The 16,726-nt window shown below is 64.6% G+C and carries 18 protein-coding genes and 2 pseudogenes; 8 read left to right on the top strand and 12 right to left on the bottom strand.

What is annotated here, in order from left to right; genetic code table 11:
* The first annotated feature begins 159 nt into the window (after positions 1-159).
* A complete protein-coding gene (locus tag IV091_RS11285; protein ID WP_293468704.1) occupies positions 160-1,257 on the top strand; it encodes an NAD(P)-dependent alcohol dehydrogenase in 1,098 nt (365 codons plus the stop codon).
* A 13-nt stretch (positions 1,258-1,270) separates the two neighbouring features.
* On the opposite strand, the gene IV091_RS11280 is transcribed toward IV091_RS11285, so the two are convergent.
* From IV091_RS11280 to tsaB, 3 genes are read right to left on the bottom strand one after another with little or no spacing between them, the layout of a single operon-like run.
* A complete protein-coding gene (locus IV091_RS11280; RefSeq protein WP_293468702.1) occupies positions 1,271-2,011 on the bottom strand; it encodes a uracil-DNA glycosylase family protein in 741 nt (246 codons plus the stop codon).
* 10 nt (positions 2,012-2,021) lie between these two features.
* Positions 2,022-2,513 (bottom strand): ribosomal protein S18-alanine N-acetyltransferase, encoded by a 492-nt coding sequence (rimI, locus tag IV091_RS11275; protein WP_293468706.1) that lies wholly within the window; start codon positions 2,511-2,513, stop codon positions 2,022-2,024.
* A gap of 14 nt (positions 2,514-2,527) precedes the next feature.
* Positions 2,528-3,286 (bottom strand): tRNA (adenosine(37)-N6)-threonylcarbamoyltransferase complex dimerization subunit type 1 TsaB, encoded by a 759-nt coding sequence (gene tsaB / locus IV091_RS11270; RefSeq protein ID WP_293468700.1) that lies wholly within the window; start codon positions 3,284-3,286, stop codon positions 2,528-2,530.
* A 135-nt stretch (positions 3,287-3,421) separates the two neighbouring features.
* On the opposite strand from tsaB, the gene dacB reads away from it, so the two are divergent.
* From dacB to IV091_RS11250, 4 genes are all read left to right on the top strand, one after another.
* Positions 3,422-4,915, top strand: coding sequence for a D-alanyl-D-alanine carboxypeptidase/D-alanyl-D-alanine-endopeptidase (gene dacB, locus IV091_RS11265; protein WP_293468698.1), 1,494 nt, complete (start codon positions 3,422-3,424; stop codon positions 4,913-4,915).
* Positions 4,912-5,190 (top strand): SemiSWEET transporter, encoded by a 279-nt coding sequence (locus IV091_RS11260; RefSeq protein ID WP_293468696.1) that lies wholly within the window; start codon positions 4,912-4,914, stop codon positions 5,188-5,190. Before dacB ends, IV091_RS11260 begins: the two co-directional genes overlap by 4 nt.
* Positions 5,187-5,528 carry a divalent-cation tolerance protein CutA gene (cutA, locus tag IV091_RS11255; protein WP_293468694.1) on the top strand — a complete coding sequence of 114 codons (342 nt, stop codon included), beginning with the start codon at positions 5,187-5,189 and terminating at the stop codon, positions 5,526-5,528. Before IV091_RS11260 ends, cutA begins: the two co-directional genes overlap by 4 nt.
* 68 nt (positions 5,529-5,596) lie before the next feature.
* The gene (locus IV091_RS11250; RefSeq protein WP_293468692.1) at positions 5,597-5,938 is read left to right on the top strand and encodes a zinc ribbon domain-containing protein YjdM; all 342 of its coding nucleotides are present in this window, start codon (positions 5,597-5,599) and stop codon (positions 5,936-5,938) included.
* A 56-nt stretch (positions 5,939-5,994) separates the two neighbouring features.
* Here the strand turns inward: IV091_RS11250 and IV091_RS11245 are convergent, their stop codons facing one another.
* Positions 5,995-6,522, bottom strand: a complete 528-nt coding sequence (locus IV091_RS11245) for a MarR family transcriptional regulator (RefSeq protein WP_293468690.1) — start codon at positions 6,520-6,522, stop codon at positions 5,995-5,997.
* A gap of 100 nt (positions 6,523-6,622) precedes the next feature.
* On the opposite strand from IV091_RS11245, the gene IV091_RS11240 reads away from it, so the two are divergent.
* Together IV091_RS11240 and IV091_RS11235 are read left to right on the top strand one after the other, a co-directional pair.
* The gene (locus IV091_RS11240) at positions 6,623-7,618 is read left to right on the top strand and encodes a tripartite tricarboxylate transporter substrate binding protein (protein ID WP_293468688.1); all 996 of its coding nucleotides are present in this window, start codon (positions 6,623-6,625) and stop codon (positions 7,616-7,618) included.
* A gap of 14 nt (positions 7,619-7,632) precedes the next feature.
* Entirely contained in the window at positions 7,633-8,949 is a 1,317-nt protein-coding gene (locus tag IV091_RS11235; protein ID WP_293468686.1) for a sulfatase-like hydrolase/transferase, read from the top strand.
* A 121-nt stretch (positions 8,950-9,070) separates the two neighbouring features.
* Here the strand turns inward: IV091_RS11235 and pstS are convergent, their stop codons facing one another.
* Together pstS and IV091_RS11225 are read right to left on the bottom strand one after the other, a co-directional pair.
* On the bottom strand, positions 9,071-10,141 hold the full coding sequence (gene pstS, locus IV091_RS11230; protein WP_293468684.1) for a phosphate ABC transporter substrate-binding protein PstS: 1,071 nt from the start codon (positions 10,139-10,141) through the stop codon (positions 9,071-9,073).
* Between the two features lie 306 nt (positions 10,142-10,447).
* A pseudogene (locus IV091_RS11225) lies at positions 10,448-10,582 on the bottom strand (integrase); the annotation flags it as partial.
* A 163-nt stretch (positions 10,583-10,745) separates the two neighbouring features.
* On the opposite strand from IV091_RS11225, the gene IV091_RS11220 reads away from it, so the two are divergent.
* Positions 10,746-11,582, top strand: coding sequence for a methyltransferase domain-containing protein (locus IV091_RS11220; protein WP_293468682.1), 837 nt, complete (start codon positions 10,746-10,748; stop codon positions 11,580-11,582).
* A gap of 136 nt (positions 11,583-11,718) precedes the next feature.
* Here the strand turns inward: IV091_RS11220 and IV091_RS11215 are convergent, their stop codons facing one another.
* The 6 genes and pseudogenes from IV091_RS11215 to IV091_RS11190 form a co-directional block, all read right to left on the bottom strand.
* Positions 11,719-12,387 carry a cupin domain-containing protein gene (locus IV091_RS11215; protein WP_293468680.1) on the bottom strand — a complete coding sequence of 223 codons (669 nt, stop codon included), beginning with the start codon at positions 12,385-12,387 and terminating at the stop codon, positions 11,719-11,721.
* A 52-nt stretch (positions 12,388-12,439) separates the two neighbouring features.
* The gene (locus IV091_RS11210) at positions 12,440-13,171 is read right to left on the bottom strand and encodes a phosphatase PAP2 family protein (RefSeq protein ID WP_293468678.1); all 732 of its coding nucleotides are present in this window, start codon (positions 13,169-13,171) and stop codon (positions 12,440-12,442) included.
* 44 nt (positions 13,172-13,215) lie between these two features.
* Complete coding sequence (locus IV091_RS11205; protein ID WP_293468676.1) at positions 13,216-14,583, bottom strand: NAD-dependent succinate-semialdehyde dehydrogenase; 1,368 nt, start codon at positions 14,581-14,583, stop codon at positions 13,216-13,218.
* An 81-nt stretch (positions 14,584-14,664) separates the two neighbouring features.
* Positions 14,665-15,348, bottom strand: a complete 684-nt coding sequence (locus tag IV091_RS11200; RefSeq protein WP_293468674.1) for a type 1 glutamine amidotransferase domain-containing protein — start codon at positions 15,346-15,348, stop codon at positions 14,665-14,667.
* Positions 15,349-15,376: 28 nt separating this feature from the next.
* Entirely contained in the window at positions 15,377-16,483 is a 1,107-nt protein-coding gene (locus IV091_RS11195; RefSeq protein ID WP_293468672.1) for an alkene reductase, read from the bottom strand.
* A 118-nt stretch (positions 16,484-16,601) separates the two neighbouring features.
* Positions 16,602-16,726, bottom strand: a pseudogene (locus IV091_RS11190) (TetR/AcrR family transcriptional regulator); the annotation flags it as partial.

Here is a 16,726-nt window from a genome sequence, read left to right as displayed (position 1 = left end):
CCGGCCATCCACCGGGGCCGCGCGGCGTGGTCCCTGAAGGCGCCGACATCGCCCGAAAGGAATGCCTTAGGATTCGGGAGCGACCTTTCGGGCCGCCACTGGCCAGGTTGCGCACGGGCGCCGCCCGACATCTGAAACCACCGCATTAAGGACAGACCCATGACCGCCATGATGAAAGCCGCTATTTTTATCGAGCCAGGCCGCATTGAACTGGCCGACAAGCCCATCCCGGATGTGGGGCCGAATGACGCCCTGATCCGGATCACCACCACCACCATCTGCGGCACCGACGTGCATATTCTCAAAGGCGAATATCCGGTGGCCAGGGGGCTGACGGTGGGCCACGAACCCGTGGGCGTGATCGAAAAACTCGGCAACGCCGTGCAGGGCTACCGCGAAGGCCAGCGCGTCATTGCCGGCGCCATCTGCCCCAACTTCAACTCCTACGCCGCCCAGGACGGCGCCCCGTCGCAGGACGGCAGCTACCTGATTCCGATGGGCCTGTGCGGCTGCCACGGCTACAAGGCCACGGCCGGCTGGCGTTTTGGCAACCTGATCGACGGCACGCAGGCCGAGTACGTGCTGGTGCCCGACGCCCAGGCCAACCTCGCACCCATCCCCGACGGCCTGAGCGACGAGCAGGTGCTGATGTGCCCGGACATCATGTCCACCGGCTTCAAGGGCGCGGAAAACGCCAACATCCGCATCGGCGACACCGTGGTGGTGTTCGCCCAGGGGCCGATTGGCCTGTGCGCCACGGCCGGCGCGCGCCTGCTGGGCGCCAGCACCATCATTGCCGTCGACGGCAACGAGCACCGACTGGGCATCGCCAAAAAGCTGGGCGCCGACGTCACGCTCAATTTCAAGAACTGCGATGTGGTCGACGAGATCATGAAGCTCACCGGCGGCCGGGGCGCGGATTCATCGATTGAAGCGCTGGGCACGCAGGCCACGTTCGAGTCGGCGCTGCGGGTGCTCAAGCCCGGCGGCACGCTGTCCAGCCTGGGCGTGTATTCGAGCGACCTGACGATTCCGCTGTCGGCCTTTGCGGCCGGCCTGGGCGACCACACCATCCGGACCGCGCTGTGCCCCGGCGGCAAGGAGCGCATGCGCCGGCTGATGAATGTGGTGGCGTCCGGCCGCATCGATCTGGGGGTGATGGTCACGCACCAGTTCAAGCTGGAGAACATCGTGGCCGCCTACGAGCTGTTTGCCAACCAGCGCGACGGCGTGCTCAAGGTGGCGATCAAGCCCTGATGCGCGCGCGCCTTCAGGCAGCAGGCACCGACAGGCGCATCGCCAGGCACAGGTCGTCCCAAGCCTTGGCCTTGTCGGCCGGGCTGCGCAGCAGGTAGGTGGCGTCGTAGGTGACGACCACTTTGGCGCCGTGCAGGTCGTGCGCCTGGCCGCGCAGCTTGCCGAAGGGCGCGTTGGTGGCCAGCAAGGCCTGCGCCGCCAGCCGCCCCATGATCAGCAGCACATCAGGCTGTGCCTGCGCCACCAGGGCGGACAGCGCCGCGTGCACCTCGGCCAGCGAACCGGTGGCGGCATGCCGCACCAGCGGCGCCAGCAGCACGGTGCCGGCCCGGTGCAGGCGGGCGGCGCGCAGCATGTTGTCCAGCAGCCTGCCCGCGTCGCCCTGAAACGGCGGGGCATCCAGCGCGCTGGCCGGGGTTTCGGCCAGCACCAGCCAGCGCGCGCCCGCTGCCGGGGCTGCGTCCGGGTAGAGCTGCTGCGCCGCGCCCAGTTGCCAGGCGGCCGACCCGCCAGCGGCGCGCATCGCAGGCGGCGGGGCCGGCACGGGGGCCAGCGGCGCTGGGGCAACGGCCTGTTTCTTGGCCACCAACGGGCCGGCAGCGGGCGCATGGCTGGCTGCGGCCGCGACAAAATCCGTGGCCACTGGAACTTCGGGCAAGGGCTGGTCTACGGGCCTGGGCTCGGCCGGCTGCCAGACGCGCACGCCCATTTCACGCAACATGGCGCGCTGGCGGGGGTCAAGGTGAAGGCTCATGCGGGGCGGCTCATCGGTTGGGTTGCAGCGCCAGGCTCATGACCAGCGCGTCTTCGCGGGCATCATCGCCGGCCGGGTAGTAGTTGCGGCGCACGCCGACCTGGCTAAAGCCAAAGCGTTCGTACACGGCTTTGGCGCGCGCATTGCCCACCCGCACTTCCAGCCACAGCCAGTGCGCGCCCTGCCCGCGCGCCCAGATCACCAGCGCTTCAAGCATCACCGGCGCCCAGCCCTGGCCCTGGTAGGCAGGCGCCACCGTGATGTTGAGCAAATGCACCTCGTCCACGCCCTTCATGGCGACAAAATAACCCAGCAGCTCGGCGTTCGGCGGCGTGCCTGCCGTCAGCAGCTGCGCCTGGTAGCCGGAGGCGAGCGAGTCGGTGAAATTGTTCTGCTTCCAGGGGTGCGCGTAGGCGCTGCTTTCAACCCGCACCACCGCGTCCAGCCAGTCAGGCGTCAGGGCTTCAAACTGGGCTTCAAGGGGGTGCAGGGCGGCATTCATGGCGGGCAGACGACTCAAGCGGCGGTGGAAAGACCGGCATCCAGCGCGGCCTGGGCTTTAACCTGGGCGCGCTCGTCGGTGGTGAGCGCTACTTTATCGCGAACATACAGCGGCAGGGCATGCGCCGCCGCCACGCACTGCCCGGCGGCGGCCAGGGCCGGAGCCAGCCGCAGCATGGCGCTGGCGGTGGGCAGCGCGTCGGTGTGATCAAACGCGGCCAGGCCCGCCGGCAGGCGGTCGGCGTACACGCCAAAGACGTTGCCCGCCAGCCATTCGGTGCCGCTCACGGGCGCCAGGTCTTCGGGCCGGATCAGCGCGCAGCCATTGCGCGCGCGCCACTGGCCGTCGCCAAATGCATAGGTCTGCACGTACATTTCACTCATGCGCGCATCAAGCAGCGCCGTCACCGTGATGGGCGCGCCCGCGTCAGCCCGCTGAAAGCGCGCTTCTTCGGCCACGGCGAGCAGCGTGTCGATGGGCAGCACCGCAATGCCCGCGCCCTGGTTGGCGCCAAAGGCCAGGCCCTGCGCCACCGCGCACGCCGTGCGCAGGCCGGTGAACGAGCCCGGGCCCCGGCCAAAGGCAATCGCCTCCAGGTCGCCCAGCGCCAGGCCGGACTCGGCCAGCAGCGCCAGAATCGCGGGAATCAGCGTGGTCGATGCCAGCGCGCCGCCCGGCCCGCTGTGCTGCCAGACGCGCACGCCATCGGTCAGCGCCACCGACAACTGGTCGGTGCTGGTGTCAAAGGCGAGGAATTTCAGAGGTTTAGGCATCAAATCAGGCACCAGCCCTTGAATTAAGGACATAAGCAGCTATTAAAATCATAGTAATCAGGACTGTAGCGGGCCACGGGCCGCGCACGCGCACCGGGCAATTATCCGGCCTGACGCGGCGCGGATAATCGGGCCATGTTTTTTACCCCGTTTTGTAGCCGCCTGGCCGCTGGCCTGCTGGCCTGCGGACTGGGCATCAGCGCCGCCGCCCAAACCGCCAGCCCCGGCCTGCCGCCCGACGTCACCGCCCTGCTGGCGCGCGCCAAGGTGCCGCCGGACGCGCTGGCCGTGCTGGTGACCGACGCCGCGCCGGCCCTGAACGGCAAACCAGCCCCGCTGCTGAGCTGGCGCGCCAACGCCGCGATGAACCCGGCCTCGGTCATGAAGTTGGTGACCACTTACGCCGGACTGGAGCTGCTGGGTCCGTCCTTCACCTGGGCCACGCCGGTCTACGTGGACGGCACCGTGGCGGGCGGCGTGCTGCAGGGCAACCTCGTCATTCAGGGCCGGGGCGACCCCAAGCTGGTGCAAGAGCGGCTGTGGCTGCTGCTGCGCCGGGTGCAGGGCCTGGGCGTCAAGACCATCACCGGCGACATCCTGCTCGACCGCAGCGCCTTTGCCGCCAGCACGCAACAAGCGGCCGACTTTGACGGCGAGCCGCAGCGGCCCTACAACGTGGTGCCCGACGCGCTGCTGCTCAACTTCAAGACGGTGGCGATGACGTTCACGCCCAACCCGGGCAACGGCAGCGCCAGCGTCAGCTTTGAGCCGCCGCTGGCCGGCGTGCAGATGCAGCCCCGCGTGCCGCTGTCGGCCGGGCAGAACGCAGGTCAAGGCAGCCCGTCGCTGGCCGCCTGCGGCGACTACCGGGCGCAGCTCAAGGCCGACTTCACCGACCCTTATCGCATGGCTTTCAACGGCAGCTACCCGGTCGCCTGCGGCGAAAAGGTCTGGGCCGTCGCCTATGCCGACCCGGCCAGCTACGCCGAACGCGCGGTGGCCGGCATGTGGCAGGAAATGGGCGGCAAGCTGGGCGGGCGCGTGCGCGAAGGCCGCGCCACGCCCGGCCAGGCCCCGGCCTTTGAAATGGCCTCGCCGCCGCTGGCCGAGGTGATTCGCGACATCAACAAATTCAGCAACAACGTGATGGCGCAGCAGCTGTTTTTAACGCTGGGCCAGGCGTCTGGCGGGCCGCCCGCCGGCGGCGCCAGCATGGAGGCCTCGCGCGCGGTGGTGGCCCAGTGGTGGCGCGAACGCATGGGCGGGCAAGAGCAGCCCGTGCTGGACAACGGCTCCGGCCTGTCGCGCCAGGCGCGCATCACGCCGCAGGGCCTGGCCCGACTGCTGCAGACCGCCTATGTCTCGGGCGCCATGCCCGAGCTGATGGCGTCGCTGCCGATCAGCGGCGTGGACGGCACGCTCAGGCGCAGCAAGTCGGGCGTGTCGCAGGGCTGGGCGCACCTGAAAACCGGCTCCCTGCGCGACGCCACCGCACTGGCCGGCTACGTGCACAGCCCCAGCGGCCGGCGCCTGGTGCTGGTCGCCATCATCAACCATCCGAATGCGAACGCCGCCCGGCCCGCGCTCGACGCGCTGGTGAACTGGGCCGTGAAGGAAGGCAGCCTGTGAACACCACCGATCTGATTGGCGCGCTGGCGGCCTGCCTGACCACCGTGAGCTTTGTGCCCCAAGCCTGGCTGAGCTTCCGGACCCGCGATGTCAGCGGCGTCTCGCTGCTCATGTACAGCGTGTTCACCGTGGGCGTTGCGCTGTGGCTGGCCTACGGCTGGCTGCTGAACTCCTGGCCGATGGTGATTGCCAACACCATCACGCTGGTGCTGGCTTTGATGATTCTGGGAATGAAACTGGTGTATGGCCGTGGCCGGAGAATCACATCGAAATGACGCATCACGACATCCCCTCTGCCAGCGCTCACTGCCTCGTACTGACCACCACCGCCACCGAGGCCCAGGCCGACGCGCTGGCCCGCCAGATCGTTGAAGCGCGGCTGGGCGCCTGTGTGCAGATCCATGCGCTGAAAAGCGTCTATCGCTGGAAAGGCGCGCTGCGCGACCAGCCGGAATGGCAGTTGTCCATCAAGACGCGGCAAGCCCTGTTTGAAGCGCTGGCGCAATTCATCACGGCCCGCCATGCCTACGAAACGCCCGAAATCGTGCAAATCCCCATCACCGCCGGTTCCGCCGCCTACCTGCGCTGGCTCGATGACGAAACGCAGGCCTGACCAGCGCCTGGCTTGGGCCATAGCGGATACTTTGGGCCCATTGAACCGTCTTCACCAGGAAACCAACCATGACCACAGCCCCCGCCTGCCCGCAATGCACGATGGAAAACACCTACCCGGACGGTGACAACTATGTGTGCGCCGACTGCGGCCACGAATGGCCCATGGCCGCCGCACCAGAAGCCGATGACAGCGCCGACGCCATGGTCAGGGATTCCAACGGCAATGTGCTGGCCGACGGCGACGCCGTGGTGCTGATCAAGGACCTGAAGGTCAAAGGCTCGTCCACCACGCTCAAGATGGGCACCAAGGTCAAGAGCATCCGCCTTGTCGGCGGCGACCATGAAGTCGACTGCAAGATGGATGCGGGCAGTTTCATGCTGAAGGCTTGCTTTTTGAAGAAGGTTTGAGGGGGCGGGCCTGGTCAATTCCAGGTAGGCGCCAACAAAATTTTTCAATCACACCTTCACGCCCGAGGCGCCCTCTCCCTGCCCCCTTTGTGACGCATGGTTTTCGGCAGTTCCGCATGGTGCTCGTGAACCATGGCTTCGGCCCGGCGTTGAAGTCGATCAAGCAACCCATCAAGCAGGGTCACCTCGTCGCCTGTCAGCGCCTCCAGCAGTTCGTGATTCAAGCGTCGGACCTGGGGCATGAGTTGCGCGTAAAGTGCGCGGCCGGCATCGGTCAGTGCCACTTCGGCTTGCCTGCGGTCTGCCGTATTGACCCGCCGTTCAACCAGTCCTTTCTCCACCATCGAAGTAATCGCTCGCGACGTTCGCGCTTTGTCCAAATGGGCTCTTTGCGCCAGCACCGAGGGCGCCAATCTGTCTTGCATGGCCAATTGCCCCAGGAAACGCCACTCCCGACGCGTGATCCCATATTGCCCTTCGCACAGGCGGACCACCATGCTGCCTGCCCTGCCCGCCACAAGGCTCAAGCGATACAACAACAGGTCATCCATGGTGTCAAGCCGGCTCAGGCGGGTGGAGGTCATCAGGGTATGTCCTATGGATGGTTGATTTGAACAACTGATTGTGCGGTCGCTACAGTCTGCCTACAAGTCAGCGCCATCCAAAGACCCAGGAAAACCCATCATGAAACCTATGCTCCTTCCCTCGCAGCGCCATCTTCTGAACGCCGTGCTGATTTGCGCCGCCACGGCGGGCATCGGCGGCGCTTCCAGCACCTTGGCCCAAGAGGCCTACCCCACCAAAGTCGTGAAGTTCATCAGCAATTTCCCGCCAGGCGGGCCCGCTGACATTCTGGCCCGTTCAATGTCTCAGGTGCTGCAAGGCAGCCTCAAACAAAGCATCATCGTGGAAAACAAGCCCGGTGCCGGCGGCAACCTGGGGGCTGATGCCGTGGCCAAAAGCGCGCCCGATGGTTACACCGTGCTGTTCGGCATTGACACCACCTTCACTATCAATCCGCACATTTACAAGTCGATGCCGTTCAAGCCCACGGACCTCAAACCCGTGCTGATCATGGCCTCGTCCGGACAGCTGCTGGGCGTCAGCGCGACGACCGGCATCAAGACCATGGCCGATCTGCTGGCCCAGGGCAAGGCCAGGAAGCTGAACTTCAGCTCGGCGGGCAGTGGCAGCCCAGGGCACATGGCCGTGCAATTGCTCAACGAAGCCACGCAGCTTAACGTGACGCACATCCCCTACAAGGGCAATGCGCCAGCCGTCACCGCCATCGTGGCCGGTGAAGTCGAGGGCGGCATTTTGGCTACGCCGGGCATGCTGGCGCATGTGAAAGGCGGCAAGATCACAGCCGTTGCGGTCACCAGCACCCGGCGCTCCAGCTTGTTGCCCGACGTGCCCACGGTAGCCGAAGCCAAGCTCAAAGGCCTGGAGCAGGAGACGCTGTACGTGGCCATGGTGCCCGCTGCCACACCCGAGGCCGTGGTGCAAACCCTGCAGCGCGCCATGCTCGACGCGCTGAAAAAACCTGAGGTGCAGGAACGCTTGAACACCCTGGATTTGCACTTTGAAGGCCAGACAGGTGCCGCTGCAACGCAGCGCCTGCAGCAAGCCTCGGATCGCTACGGCCGCCTGGCCCGCGCGACCGGTATGAAGGTGGAATGAACCAGAAGGCCATCATGAACCGTCCCAACATCATCTTCATCGTTGCCGATGACCTTGGCTTTGCTGACCTGGGCTGCTACGGCGGCCGCGATGCCGAATTCGGCCCGGTCTCTCCGGTGCTCGACAGCCTGGCCGCCAACGGCTTGAAGTTCACGCAAGGCTATGCCAACTCGCCCGTTTGCTCGCCCACGCGCTTTGCGATGATCACGGCCCGCTACCAGTACCGCCTGCGCGGCGGTGCCGACGAGCCCATCAACAGCCGCAGCAAGGGCAGCACCACGCTAGGTCTGCCCCCCGACCACCCGACACTGCCCTCGCTGCTCAAGGCCAGCGGCTACCGCACGGCGCTCATCGGCAAGTGGCACCTGGGCTACCCGCCCACTTTCAGCCCCCTGAAGTCGGGTTACGAAGAATTCTTCGGCCCGATGTCGGGTGGTGTGGACTACTTCACCCACTGCAGCAACAACGGCACCCATGACCTGTACTTTGGCGAGCAAGCGCACACCGAAGAGGGCTACCTGACGGACCTGCTGTCACAGCGCTCGGTCGATTACGTCAACCGCATGTCAAAGCAAGAAGCCCCGTTCATGCTCAGCCTGCACTACACCGCCCCGCACTGGCCCTGGGAAACGCGCGACGACGAGGCCTTGGCGCATGAAGTCAAGGACAACCTGTTTCACCTGCATGGCGGCAACATCCACACCTACCGCCGCATGATCCACCACATGGACGAGGGCATCGGCTGGCTGGTGGAGGCACTGCGCAACAACGGGCAACTCGACAACACGCTGATCGTCTTCACCAGCGACAACGGCGGCGAACGTTTCTCGGACAACTGGCCACTGGTCGGCGGCAAGATGGACCTGACCGAAGGTGGCATTCGCGTGCCGTGGATTGCCCACTGGCCGGCCGTGATCGCATCCGGTCGCAGCAGTACCCAGTCCTGCATGACGATGGACTGGTCGGCCACGATGCTGGAGATGGCCGGCGTGTCTGCCGACCCCGATTACCCGCTGGACGGCGTCTCGATGCTGCCAGTGCTGCAAGCCGAGAACCGCGAATTTGTCCGGCCGCTGCACTGGCGTATGAATCATCGCAGCCAACGCGCCTTGCGCGAGGGTGACTGGAAGTATCTGCGCGTGGACGGCCATGACTACCTGTTCAATCTCCCGGCCGATGAGCGCGAGCGCGCCAATCTGGGCCAGCGCCAGCCGGAGCGACTGGCGGCCATGCGTGAAAACTGGGAGGCCTGGAACGCCACCATGCCCCCGATCCCCGAAGATGCCACCATCAGCCTGGGCTACTCGTACAAGGACATGCCGCAGCGCTGATCCCGTGCCCTTATCCCGGCAGCTGGGCCGTCATTGGGGTCAGGTCTTGTAATGATTCATTTGCTTCATTGCAGGACCTGGCCCTGTGCCTGCTGCGCTCGCGCACAGGGGCGCCACCAGCTTAGCGAGCCGACCCTGTCGCGGCCATCAAAGACATGCCAATGGCATTTCCGTTTTTGTCCTTGATCGAGGAGATCGCCCTGAATGCCGAGGCTTGCACCCGATCAGGAAGTCTCACGAAATTGTTTGCCTGAACCAGCGCGTCGCCATTGACGAAGGCCCAGACGAAGAACTTGAGCACGCGCAACGCCTGATCCGGTTGATCTGCAATTTTTGGCAAGACAACGAATGTACCCATGGTGATCGGCCAGGAGCCCTTGCCGGCCTGGTTGGTGAGGGTGCCAGTAAACAATCCCTTGCTGACCCATTCGCTGCCGCCAAGCGCACTGCGAAACGCAACGATCGACGGTTTTATGAATTCGCCGTCCAAATTTTTCAGCTGAACCGTCGCGAGCATGTTGTCTTTGACATAGCCGTAATCCAGATAGCCAATCGCGCCGGAGGTTTCCTTGACGGCCTTGACAACCCCATCACTCCCCTTGACCGCCACAAAATTTGCAGGCCAATCGAAACTGGTCTTTACGCCATATTTCGACTTCCAGGTCGGGCTCAATTTGGAAAGGTAGTCCGCAAAGTTGTAGGTCGTTCCCGATCCGTCTGCACGCACCACGACTTTGATTGGCGTATCGGGCAGGCTATTGCCCGGGTTCAGCGACACGATCTCGGGTGAATTCCACTGTGTGATCTGACCCAGGAAGATACGGGCGAGCACATCGCCCGTCAAACGCAATTGGCCATCACTCACTTTAGGCAGGTTCACTACGGGGGCTATCCCCGTAATCGCAACGGGGAAAATGACGAGTCCATCCCTGGTCAGGTCGGCTTCGCTGGGCGAAACGTCGGAGGCTCCGAAATGGGTCTCACGAGCGCGAATTTTGTTCAGGCCGGCGGACGACCCGATGGGTGCATAGGAAAAACCTGCACCGGTCGCCTTTTGGTAGGCCTGCGCCCAGCTCCCATAGATAGGCGCAGCGGCTGAAGAGCCGGCTCCGCTGATGGTTTGTGCATGCAGGACACCTGCCTGCACACATAAAAGAAGGGCTGACAAAATGGCGCGCAAAGGTTTATTCATGTTTTCAAATGCAATTGTGTAGACGTCAACGCTGGTCAGCGGAAAAACCGATGAAGTTGAAGCTCAACGGAAACGGTGCGTATGGTGTTAACGCCAATTGACAATTTTAACGTCATGATGCAAGTGCAAATTTGCACGCTTTGGGCCTCAAAAATCATTGGATCAGGCCTTGCCATGAACCGGTGCAATCTATCGCTGTCATTGCGAATCGGGGGGACTCATGGTCCGTGTGCGGTATCGGACGGAATACAGACAACTGGCAATGAAGCAAATGAATCATTACAAGACCTGCCCCCTGTGCCCCTCATGCCAGCGAATGAAAAACCGCACCCAGTACAGGTAGACCTTCCCGGTGCTGAGGCTATAGTGCATGGTCCGGTTGCGCTCGCGCACCTGATCCAGCAAGCGGGTGGACTTCAGTGGAGGGGCGCCGGGTTTCATGGATAGTTTATAACTGTATTTTTTATACAGTCCAGCCAGAGATGACGAAGGCTGCAAGCCAATTTCGGGAGGATTTGATGTCCAGAATATCGAGCACGGACCAGTTTATCGAGCAAGTTTCGCTCTATACATTACGTTAGGCAGCGCAACAGACGGAGGGCTCATGTCCATACCGACTCCAGTCAACGAAGCAATCCAGACGCACTACACCCGCTCCGATTTAGGGAACGTCATTCTGACGGCGCTAGAAAAAGCAGGTAAAGACGTAAACCGCCTTACCCCAGACGACTTGGCGCCCGTCGACGAGTTCCACATCCGCGGCCGTACAGCGACCCTTGAGCTTGCGCGGGCTGCGGGTCTCGATGCGGCAAAGCACGTACTGGATGTCGGCAGCGGTGTTGGCGGAACATCGCGATGCCTCGCGAAGGAATTCGGATGCCGCGTCACTGGCATCGACCTCACCGAGGAATACTGCCGCGCCGCTGCGATGCTCTCCGCCAAAATCGGCCTCGCGCAGCTGGTGGACTATCGCCAAGCCGACGCCACCAACCTGCCGTTCGACGACGCCACATTTGACGTGGTCTGGACGGAGCACGTGGCAATGAACATCCCAGACAAGACCCGGCTGTATGGGGAGATGCACCGGGTTCTAAAGCCCGGGGGCACGCTTGCCATCTACGATATTCTGGCCGGCCCGTCAGGCCCGGTTCTCTTTCCTGTCCCTTGGGCGCGCACCCCCGATACAAGCTTCCTGGTGCGGCCAGATGAGTTGCGTAAGCTCCTCGAGGAGACGGGCTTCACGATTTCCAATTGGTCAGACACCACCGACGCCGCGCGCGCGTGGTTTGTGGCACTGGCCGAAAAGATCCGTAAAGAAGGCTTGCCGGCCCTTGGATTTCACGTGCTTCTCGGAGCTGATTTTCAAGCTATGGCCCAAAATCAACGGCGAAATCTTGAAGAGGGGCGGATTGTTCTGGCACAAGTAATCGCAAAGAAATAGGCGCTGCCTAACGCCCGCAAGCGGGCGCGGCTGACGCCGAACGTTGAATGACAGGTATCCGGAAATCTAAAGGTCGGCGTCCAGTCTTTTGGACTGATCCACCCCTGCGCATCCCCATCAGCCCAAAGCCACCCCCTCACCCCACCGCCGGCAAATGCCCGGTCTTGACAAAAATCAGGCAGCCCTCGCGGCTGAACGGCTGGTGCTGGCTCAGGTGCGGGCTGCGCAGCCAGGTGCCGGCCGGGTAGCGGCCGTTCTCGTCTTCAAAAATGCCCTCGACCACGTAGATTTCCTCGCCGCCGTGGTGCCGGTGCGGGTTGAAAAAGGTGCCGGGCGCCCAGCGCACCATGGCGGTGTGCTGGCCTTCAAAGCCCGACAGCGGCAGCACCGACAGGCCGGGCACCATGCCGGGAAACCAGGTGGCACGGGCGGTGTCGACCACCACCCGGCCCTGGTCGTTGGGGTCCAGGTGGCGCAGCTTGACCAGCAGGCTGCAGCCGTTTTCTGAAAACGGCGCGTGGCTGGAGCCGGGCGGGTTCTTGAGGTAGGTGCCCGGGCCGTAGTCTCCCTGGGCGTCCGAGAGCTGGCCTTCGAGCACCAGGATTTCCTCGCCCAGGTCGTGCAGATGGGACTGAAAGCGGGCGCCTGCGCCGTAGCGGACGATGGAGGTGGCGCGTGCGACTTCGCCGCCGTCGCGCTCGATCAGCCGGCGCTGCACCAGGGCGGCGGGGGACGCCTGCCAGGGCGCGGTCAGGGTGTTGACAACGGCGCGTTCGGAAAAGTTGGTGTTAAGCGTGTTGAGCATGTGAAGCAAGCCGGCCCCAAAGGGCGGGCATTATCAAGGGGGGATGAAAGGGTCATGCGCTCATGTCGGCCGGTCTTTGGGCCAGGTAGCGCGCCAGCAGCAGCCAGGCCATGGCCCAGGCCGCGCCAAATGCCCAGCCGCCCAGCACGTCGGTGGCCCAGTGCACGCCCAGCAGGACGCGGCTGATGCCCACCAGCAGCGCCATCAGCGCGGCCGCTGCCAGGATGTAGAGGCGCTCGGGCGCGCGGCTGCGGGTTCTGGCAATCAGGGCGCCCAGCGTCAAGAAGACAATGGCGGACATGCTGGTGTGACCACTCGGAAAGCTCAGGCCCGTGGCCACCATCTCGGCAAAACTCGCGTCCGGGCGCAGGCGCCCGAAGCCCGCCTTGAGAAACTGCACAAAGAAGGCGCCCGTGATGACGGACGTGGCCACCAGCAGGGCCGTCACCCGGGCCGAGACCAGCGCGAGGTAGCCGACGGTGACCACCGTGAACAGCGTCAGCGTTGCCGTGCTGCCCAGCCCGCTGAAGTCGCGCATGATGGAGGCCAGCCACGGATGGCCGGCCCGCACCGATTGCGCGCCTTGCAGCAGATACTGGTCAAAACTGCGCGTATCGCCTTCCATGACCTCGGCGCCGCCCACCACAAAGGCCAGCAGCAGCAACACGGCCACCAGCCCGACCAGCAGCGCATTGACGAGCGAGGCGTCGCCGTCCAGGCGGGCGCGAAGGCGTTGCAGCGGGGTCATGGGCTGGGTGCCGCAGGGAAGTGGAGTTTGGGACATGGCACCGAGCTTAGCAGCGCGCCAAGGCGCTGCCCGGCCCGCGCTCAGGCCACACGGATCAGCTTCTTGTTGACGAATTCCTGGATGCCCGCGCCCGACAGCTCGCGGCCATAACCGGAATTCTTGACGCCGCCAAAAGGCAGTTCCGGCGACGACGAGGCGGGCGCATTGATGAACACCATGCCGGTGTCGATCTGGCGTGCCAGCCGCTTGCCGCGTTCGATGTCCTGCGTGAACACCGAGCCGCCCAGGCCAAACGGCGAGTCGTTGGCCAGGGCCACGGCCGCCGCTTCGTCGGCGACCCGAAAGAACAGCGCGACCGGGCCAAAGAACTCTTCCTTGTAGGCCGGATTGCTGGCGCTGATGTCGGTCAGGATGGTGGGCTGCATGAAGGCGCCGGCATGGTCCATGCGCGCGCCGCCCATCACCACGCGGGCGCCGCCGGCCACCGCGCGCTGCACCTGGCCCAGCAGGTTGTCCAGCGCTTCGGCGGACGACAACGGCGCCAGCGTGGTCTGCTTGTCGAGCGGATCGCCGGGCGCAAAGTTAAGCATGGCGTCCTGGAATTTTTCCAGGAAGCGGTCGGCCAGCGCTTCAACGACGATGAAGCGCTTGGACGCGGTGCAGGCCTGGCCCGAATTGCCCATGCGGCCGCTGACGGCGCACTTGACGGCCCGGTCCAGGTCGGCGTCTTCGAGCACGATGAAGGCGTCGCTGCCGCCGAGTTCCATCGTCGTCTTTTTGAGGTTCTGCCCGGCCCGTGCGGCCACCACGGCGCCGGCGGCTTCGCTGCCGGTCAGGGCCACGCCGCGAATGCGCGGATCGTCAATGACCTGCGCGACCTGCTCCTTGGAGATGAACAGGTTGGTGTAGGCGCCTGCGGGGGCGCCGGCCTCCTGCATCAGCCGCTCGAAGGCCAGCGCGCATTGCGGCACGCTGGACGCGTGCTTGACCATCACGACGTTGCCGGCCATCAGGTTGGGCGCGGCGAAGCGGGCGATCTGGTAGTAGGGGTAGTTCCACGGCTCAACGCCGAACAGCACGCCGATGGGGCAACTTTCCACCAGCGCCTCGCCACGGGCCGTTGCCAGGGTTTCGGGCGCCAGAAAGCGCTCGGCATGCTGGGCGTAGTAGTCCAGGATGGCGGCGCTCAACGCGACTTCGCCCAGGCTTTGCGCGATCAGCTTGCCCATCTCGAGCGTGATCAGCTCGGCCAGCGGCTGGGCCTGCTCGCGCATCAGCGTGGCGGCGCGCGCCAAAATAGTCGCCCGCTCGGCGTAGGACTTGCCTTGCCAGTCGTTGTTAAAGCATTCAGACGCCTGATGCAGCCTGGCTTCAAGCTGCGCCGCGTCCATCGACTCAAACGTTTGCAGGACTTTTCCGTTGTAGGGGTTGGTGCTTTGGTAGGCCATGGTTTCCTTTTTTGATCGGTTGAGGGAGGGCGCGCGGCGCCCGTCGGCCTTGGTGTTGTACACCTTCAGGCCGAGGTCTGGCTAGTCGCCCTTCAATTGGCGCAGCACGGCGTGCGCCGCCGGCTCGGACGAGGCCGGGTTTTGCCCGGTGATCAGTTTGCCGTCAACCACCACATAAGGCGCCCAGTCGGCGCCCTTGCTGTAGTGGCCGCCGTTTTTCACCAGCATGTCTTCAACCAGGAAGGGCACGATGTCGGTCAGTTGCACGGCGGCTTCTTCGGTGTTGGTAAAACCCGTGACTTTTTTGCCGTTCACCAGCGGCGAGCCGTCGGCGGCCTTGACGTGGCGCAGCACGCCGGGCGCATGGCAGACGGCGGACACCGTCTTGCCGGCGGCCGCCATGGATTCAATCAACTTGATCGAAGCCGCGTCTTCGGCCAGGTCCCACAGCGGGCCGTGGCCGCCGGGGTAAAACAGCGCGTCAAAGCTGTCGCCCGACACGTCAGCGAGTTTGCCGGTACTGGCCAGCGCGGCCTGGGCGGCGGCATCGGCCTTGAAGCGGCGCGTGGCATCGGTCTGGGAATCGGGCTCGTCGCTCTTGGGGTCCAGCGGCGGCTGGCCGCCCAGCGGCGACACCAGCGTGATGTCGGCGCCTGCGTCCTTGAACACGTAGTAAGGCGCGGCGAATTCTTCCAGCCAGAAACCGGTTTTCTTGCCGGTGTTGCCGAGCTGGTCGTGCGAGGTGAGAACCATCAGAATTTTCATGTTGTTTCCTTTTTAGGCCGCCCGGGTTTCAGGCCGGTTGCAGGTCCAGTGTGGGGTAATCGGTATATCCGTGTGCGCCGCCGCCGTAAAACGTGGCGCGGTCCGGGGTATTGAGCTCGGCGCCCTGGCGAAAGCGCTCCACCAGATCGGGGTTGGCGATGAAGGGGCGGCCAAAGGCGACAGCGTCGCCCAGGCCTTGTTCGATCAGGGCCTCGGCATCGGCGGCGGTGTAGGCGCCGCAGAAAATCAGCTTGCCGTTGAAGGCGGCGCGGATTTGCGCGCGGAAGGCATCGGTCAGCTCGGGGCCGCCGGCCCAGTCGGGCTCGGCAATGTGCAGGTAGGCAATGCCGCGCGCGCTGAACGCCTTGGCCAGGTACAGGGTGCTGGCTTCGGCCTCGGCGTCGGCGATGTCGTGCGCCGCAAAGTGGGGCGACAGGCGCACGCCGACGCGGTCGGCACCGATTTCAGCGATCACGGCGTCCAGCACTTCCAGCGTCAGGCGGGCGCGGTTTTCCAGCGTGCCGCCGTAGGCGTCGGTGCGCTGGTTGCTGTTGGTGGACAGGAACTGGTGGAGCAAGTAGCCGTTGGCCGCATGCACTTCCAGAAAGTCAAAACCGGCGCGCTTGCCGCGCACGGCGGCCTGGCGGTACTGCGCGACGATGCCGGGCAGTTCGTCAGTGCTGAGGGCGCGCGGAGTTTCGGTGGGCACGTTTTCAGCCTTGCCGTCAGGCTGGATCACGAAGCACTGCGCTCCCTTGGCAATCAGCGCCGAGGGCGCGACCGGCGCGGCGCCGTTTTCCTGCAGCAGCGAATGCGAGATGCGGCCCACATGCCAGAGCTGCAGCGCAATGCGGCCGTGCTGCGCGTGCACCGCCTGCACCACCTGGGTCCAGCCGGCTTCCTGCGCATCGGTGTAGATGCCGGGCGTGAGGGCGTAACCCTGGCCCTGGCGCGACACCTGCGTGGCCTCGCTGACGATCAGGCCGGCGGTGGCGCGCTGTGCGTAATATTCGACGTTGAGGGCCGACGGAATATCGCCGGGCTGGCTGGCCCGCGAGCGGGTCAGCGGCGCCATCACGACACGGTTGCTCAGGGTCTGGTGACCGACTTTGAGGGGAGAGAGGAGTTTTTTCATCGGGGATTCCTTTTAAATTAGACCGGTCGGCTATGAATTGGGTAAAAAATGACCGAAACCGGTTCGGGCAAAAACTGTCCGGATCGGAACAGGCGGGTTGATGGGTTAATTGTGGAAATCAGGCCGCCGCCGGATCCGGCAGATTCAGCAGGCGCAAGGTCGCGTGCATGGCGGCGTCGAGCGCGCTGCGCTCCCGCCTGAGCTTGGTCAGCAAGGCGGCGCCCAGCCACAGCTCGTACAGCG

The organism is Polaromonas sp., assembly GCF_018780625.1.
Lineage (GTDB): Bacteria > Pseudomonadota > Gammaproteobacteria > Burkholderiales > Burkholderiaceae_C > Polaromonas.
This window is presented reverse-complemented; position numbering and strand designations above follow the sequence as displayed.

Bases quoted from the DNA above. Each gene is read 5' to 3' on its own strand.
- IV091_RS11285 (WP_293468704.1), top strand. From the start codon at position 160: ATGACCGCCATGATGAAAGCCGCTATTTTTATCGAGCCAGGCCGCATT.
- IV091_RS11280 (WP_293468702.1), bottom strand. From the start codon at position 2,011: ATGAGCCTTCACCTTGACCCCCGCCAGCGCGCCATGTTGCGTGAAATG.
- rimI (WP_293468706.1), bottom strand. From the start codon at position 2,513: ATGAATGCCGCCCTGCACCCCCTTGAAGCCCAGTTTGAAGCCCTGACG.
- tsaB (WP_293468700.1), bottom strand. From the start codon at position 3,286: ATGCCTAAACCTCTGAAATTCCTCGCCTTTGACACCAGCACCGACCAG.
- dacB (WP_293468698.1), top strand. From the start codon at position 3,422: ATGTTTTTTACCCCGTTTTGTAGCCGCCTGGCCGCTGGCCTGCTGGCC.
- cutA (WP_293468694.1), top strand. From the start codon at position 5,187: ATGACGCATCACGACATCCCCTCTGCCAGCGCTCACTGCCTCGTACTG.
- IV091_RS11250 (WP_293468692.1), top strand. From the start codon at position 5,597: ATGACCACAGCCCCCGCCTGCCCGCAATGCACGATGGAAAACACCTAC.
- IV091_RS11245 (WP_293468690.1), bottom strand. From the start codon at position 6,522: ATGACCTCCACCCGCCTGAGCCGGCTTGACACCATGGATGACCTGTTG.
- IV091_RS11240 (WP_293468688.1), top strand. From the start codon at position 6,623: ATGAAACCTATGCTCCTTCCCTCGCAGCGCCATCTTCTGAACGCCGTG.
- IV091_RS11235 (WP_293468686.1), top strand. From the start codon at position 7,633: ATGAACCGTCCCAACATCATCTTCATCGTTGCCGATGACCTTGGCTTT.
- pstS (WP_293468684.1), bottom strand. From the start codon at position 10,141: ATGAATAAACCTTTGCGCGCCATTTTGTCAGCCCTTCTTTTATGTGTG.
- IV091_RS11220 (WP_293468682.1), top strand. From the start codon at position 10,746: ATGTCCATACCGACTCCAGTCAACGAAGCAATCCAGACGCACTACACC.
- IV091_RS11215 (WP_293468680.1), bottom strand. From the start codon at position 12,387: ATGCTCAACACGCTTAACACCAACTTTTCCGAACGCGCCGTTGTCAAC.
- IV091_RS11210 (WP_293468678.1), bottom strand. From the start codon at position 13,171: ATGTCCCAAACTCCACTTCCCTGCGGCACCCAGCCCATGACCCCGCTG.
- IV091_RS11205 (WP_293468676.1), bottom strand. From the start codon at position 14,583: ATGGCCTACCAAAGCACCAACCCCTACAACGGAAAAGTCCTGCAAACG.
- IV091_RS11200 (WP_293468674.1), bottom strand. From the start codon at position 15,348: ATGAAAATTCTGATGGTTCTCACCTCGCACGACCAGCTCGGCAACACC.
- IV091_RS11195 (WP_293468672.1), bottom strand. From the start codon at position 16,483: ATGAAAAAACTCCTCTCTCCCCTCAAAGTCGGTCACCAGACCCTGAGC.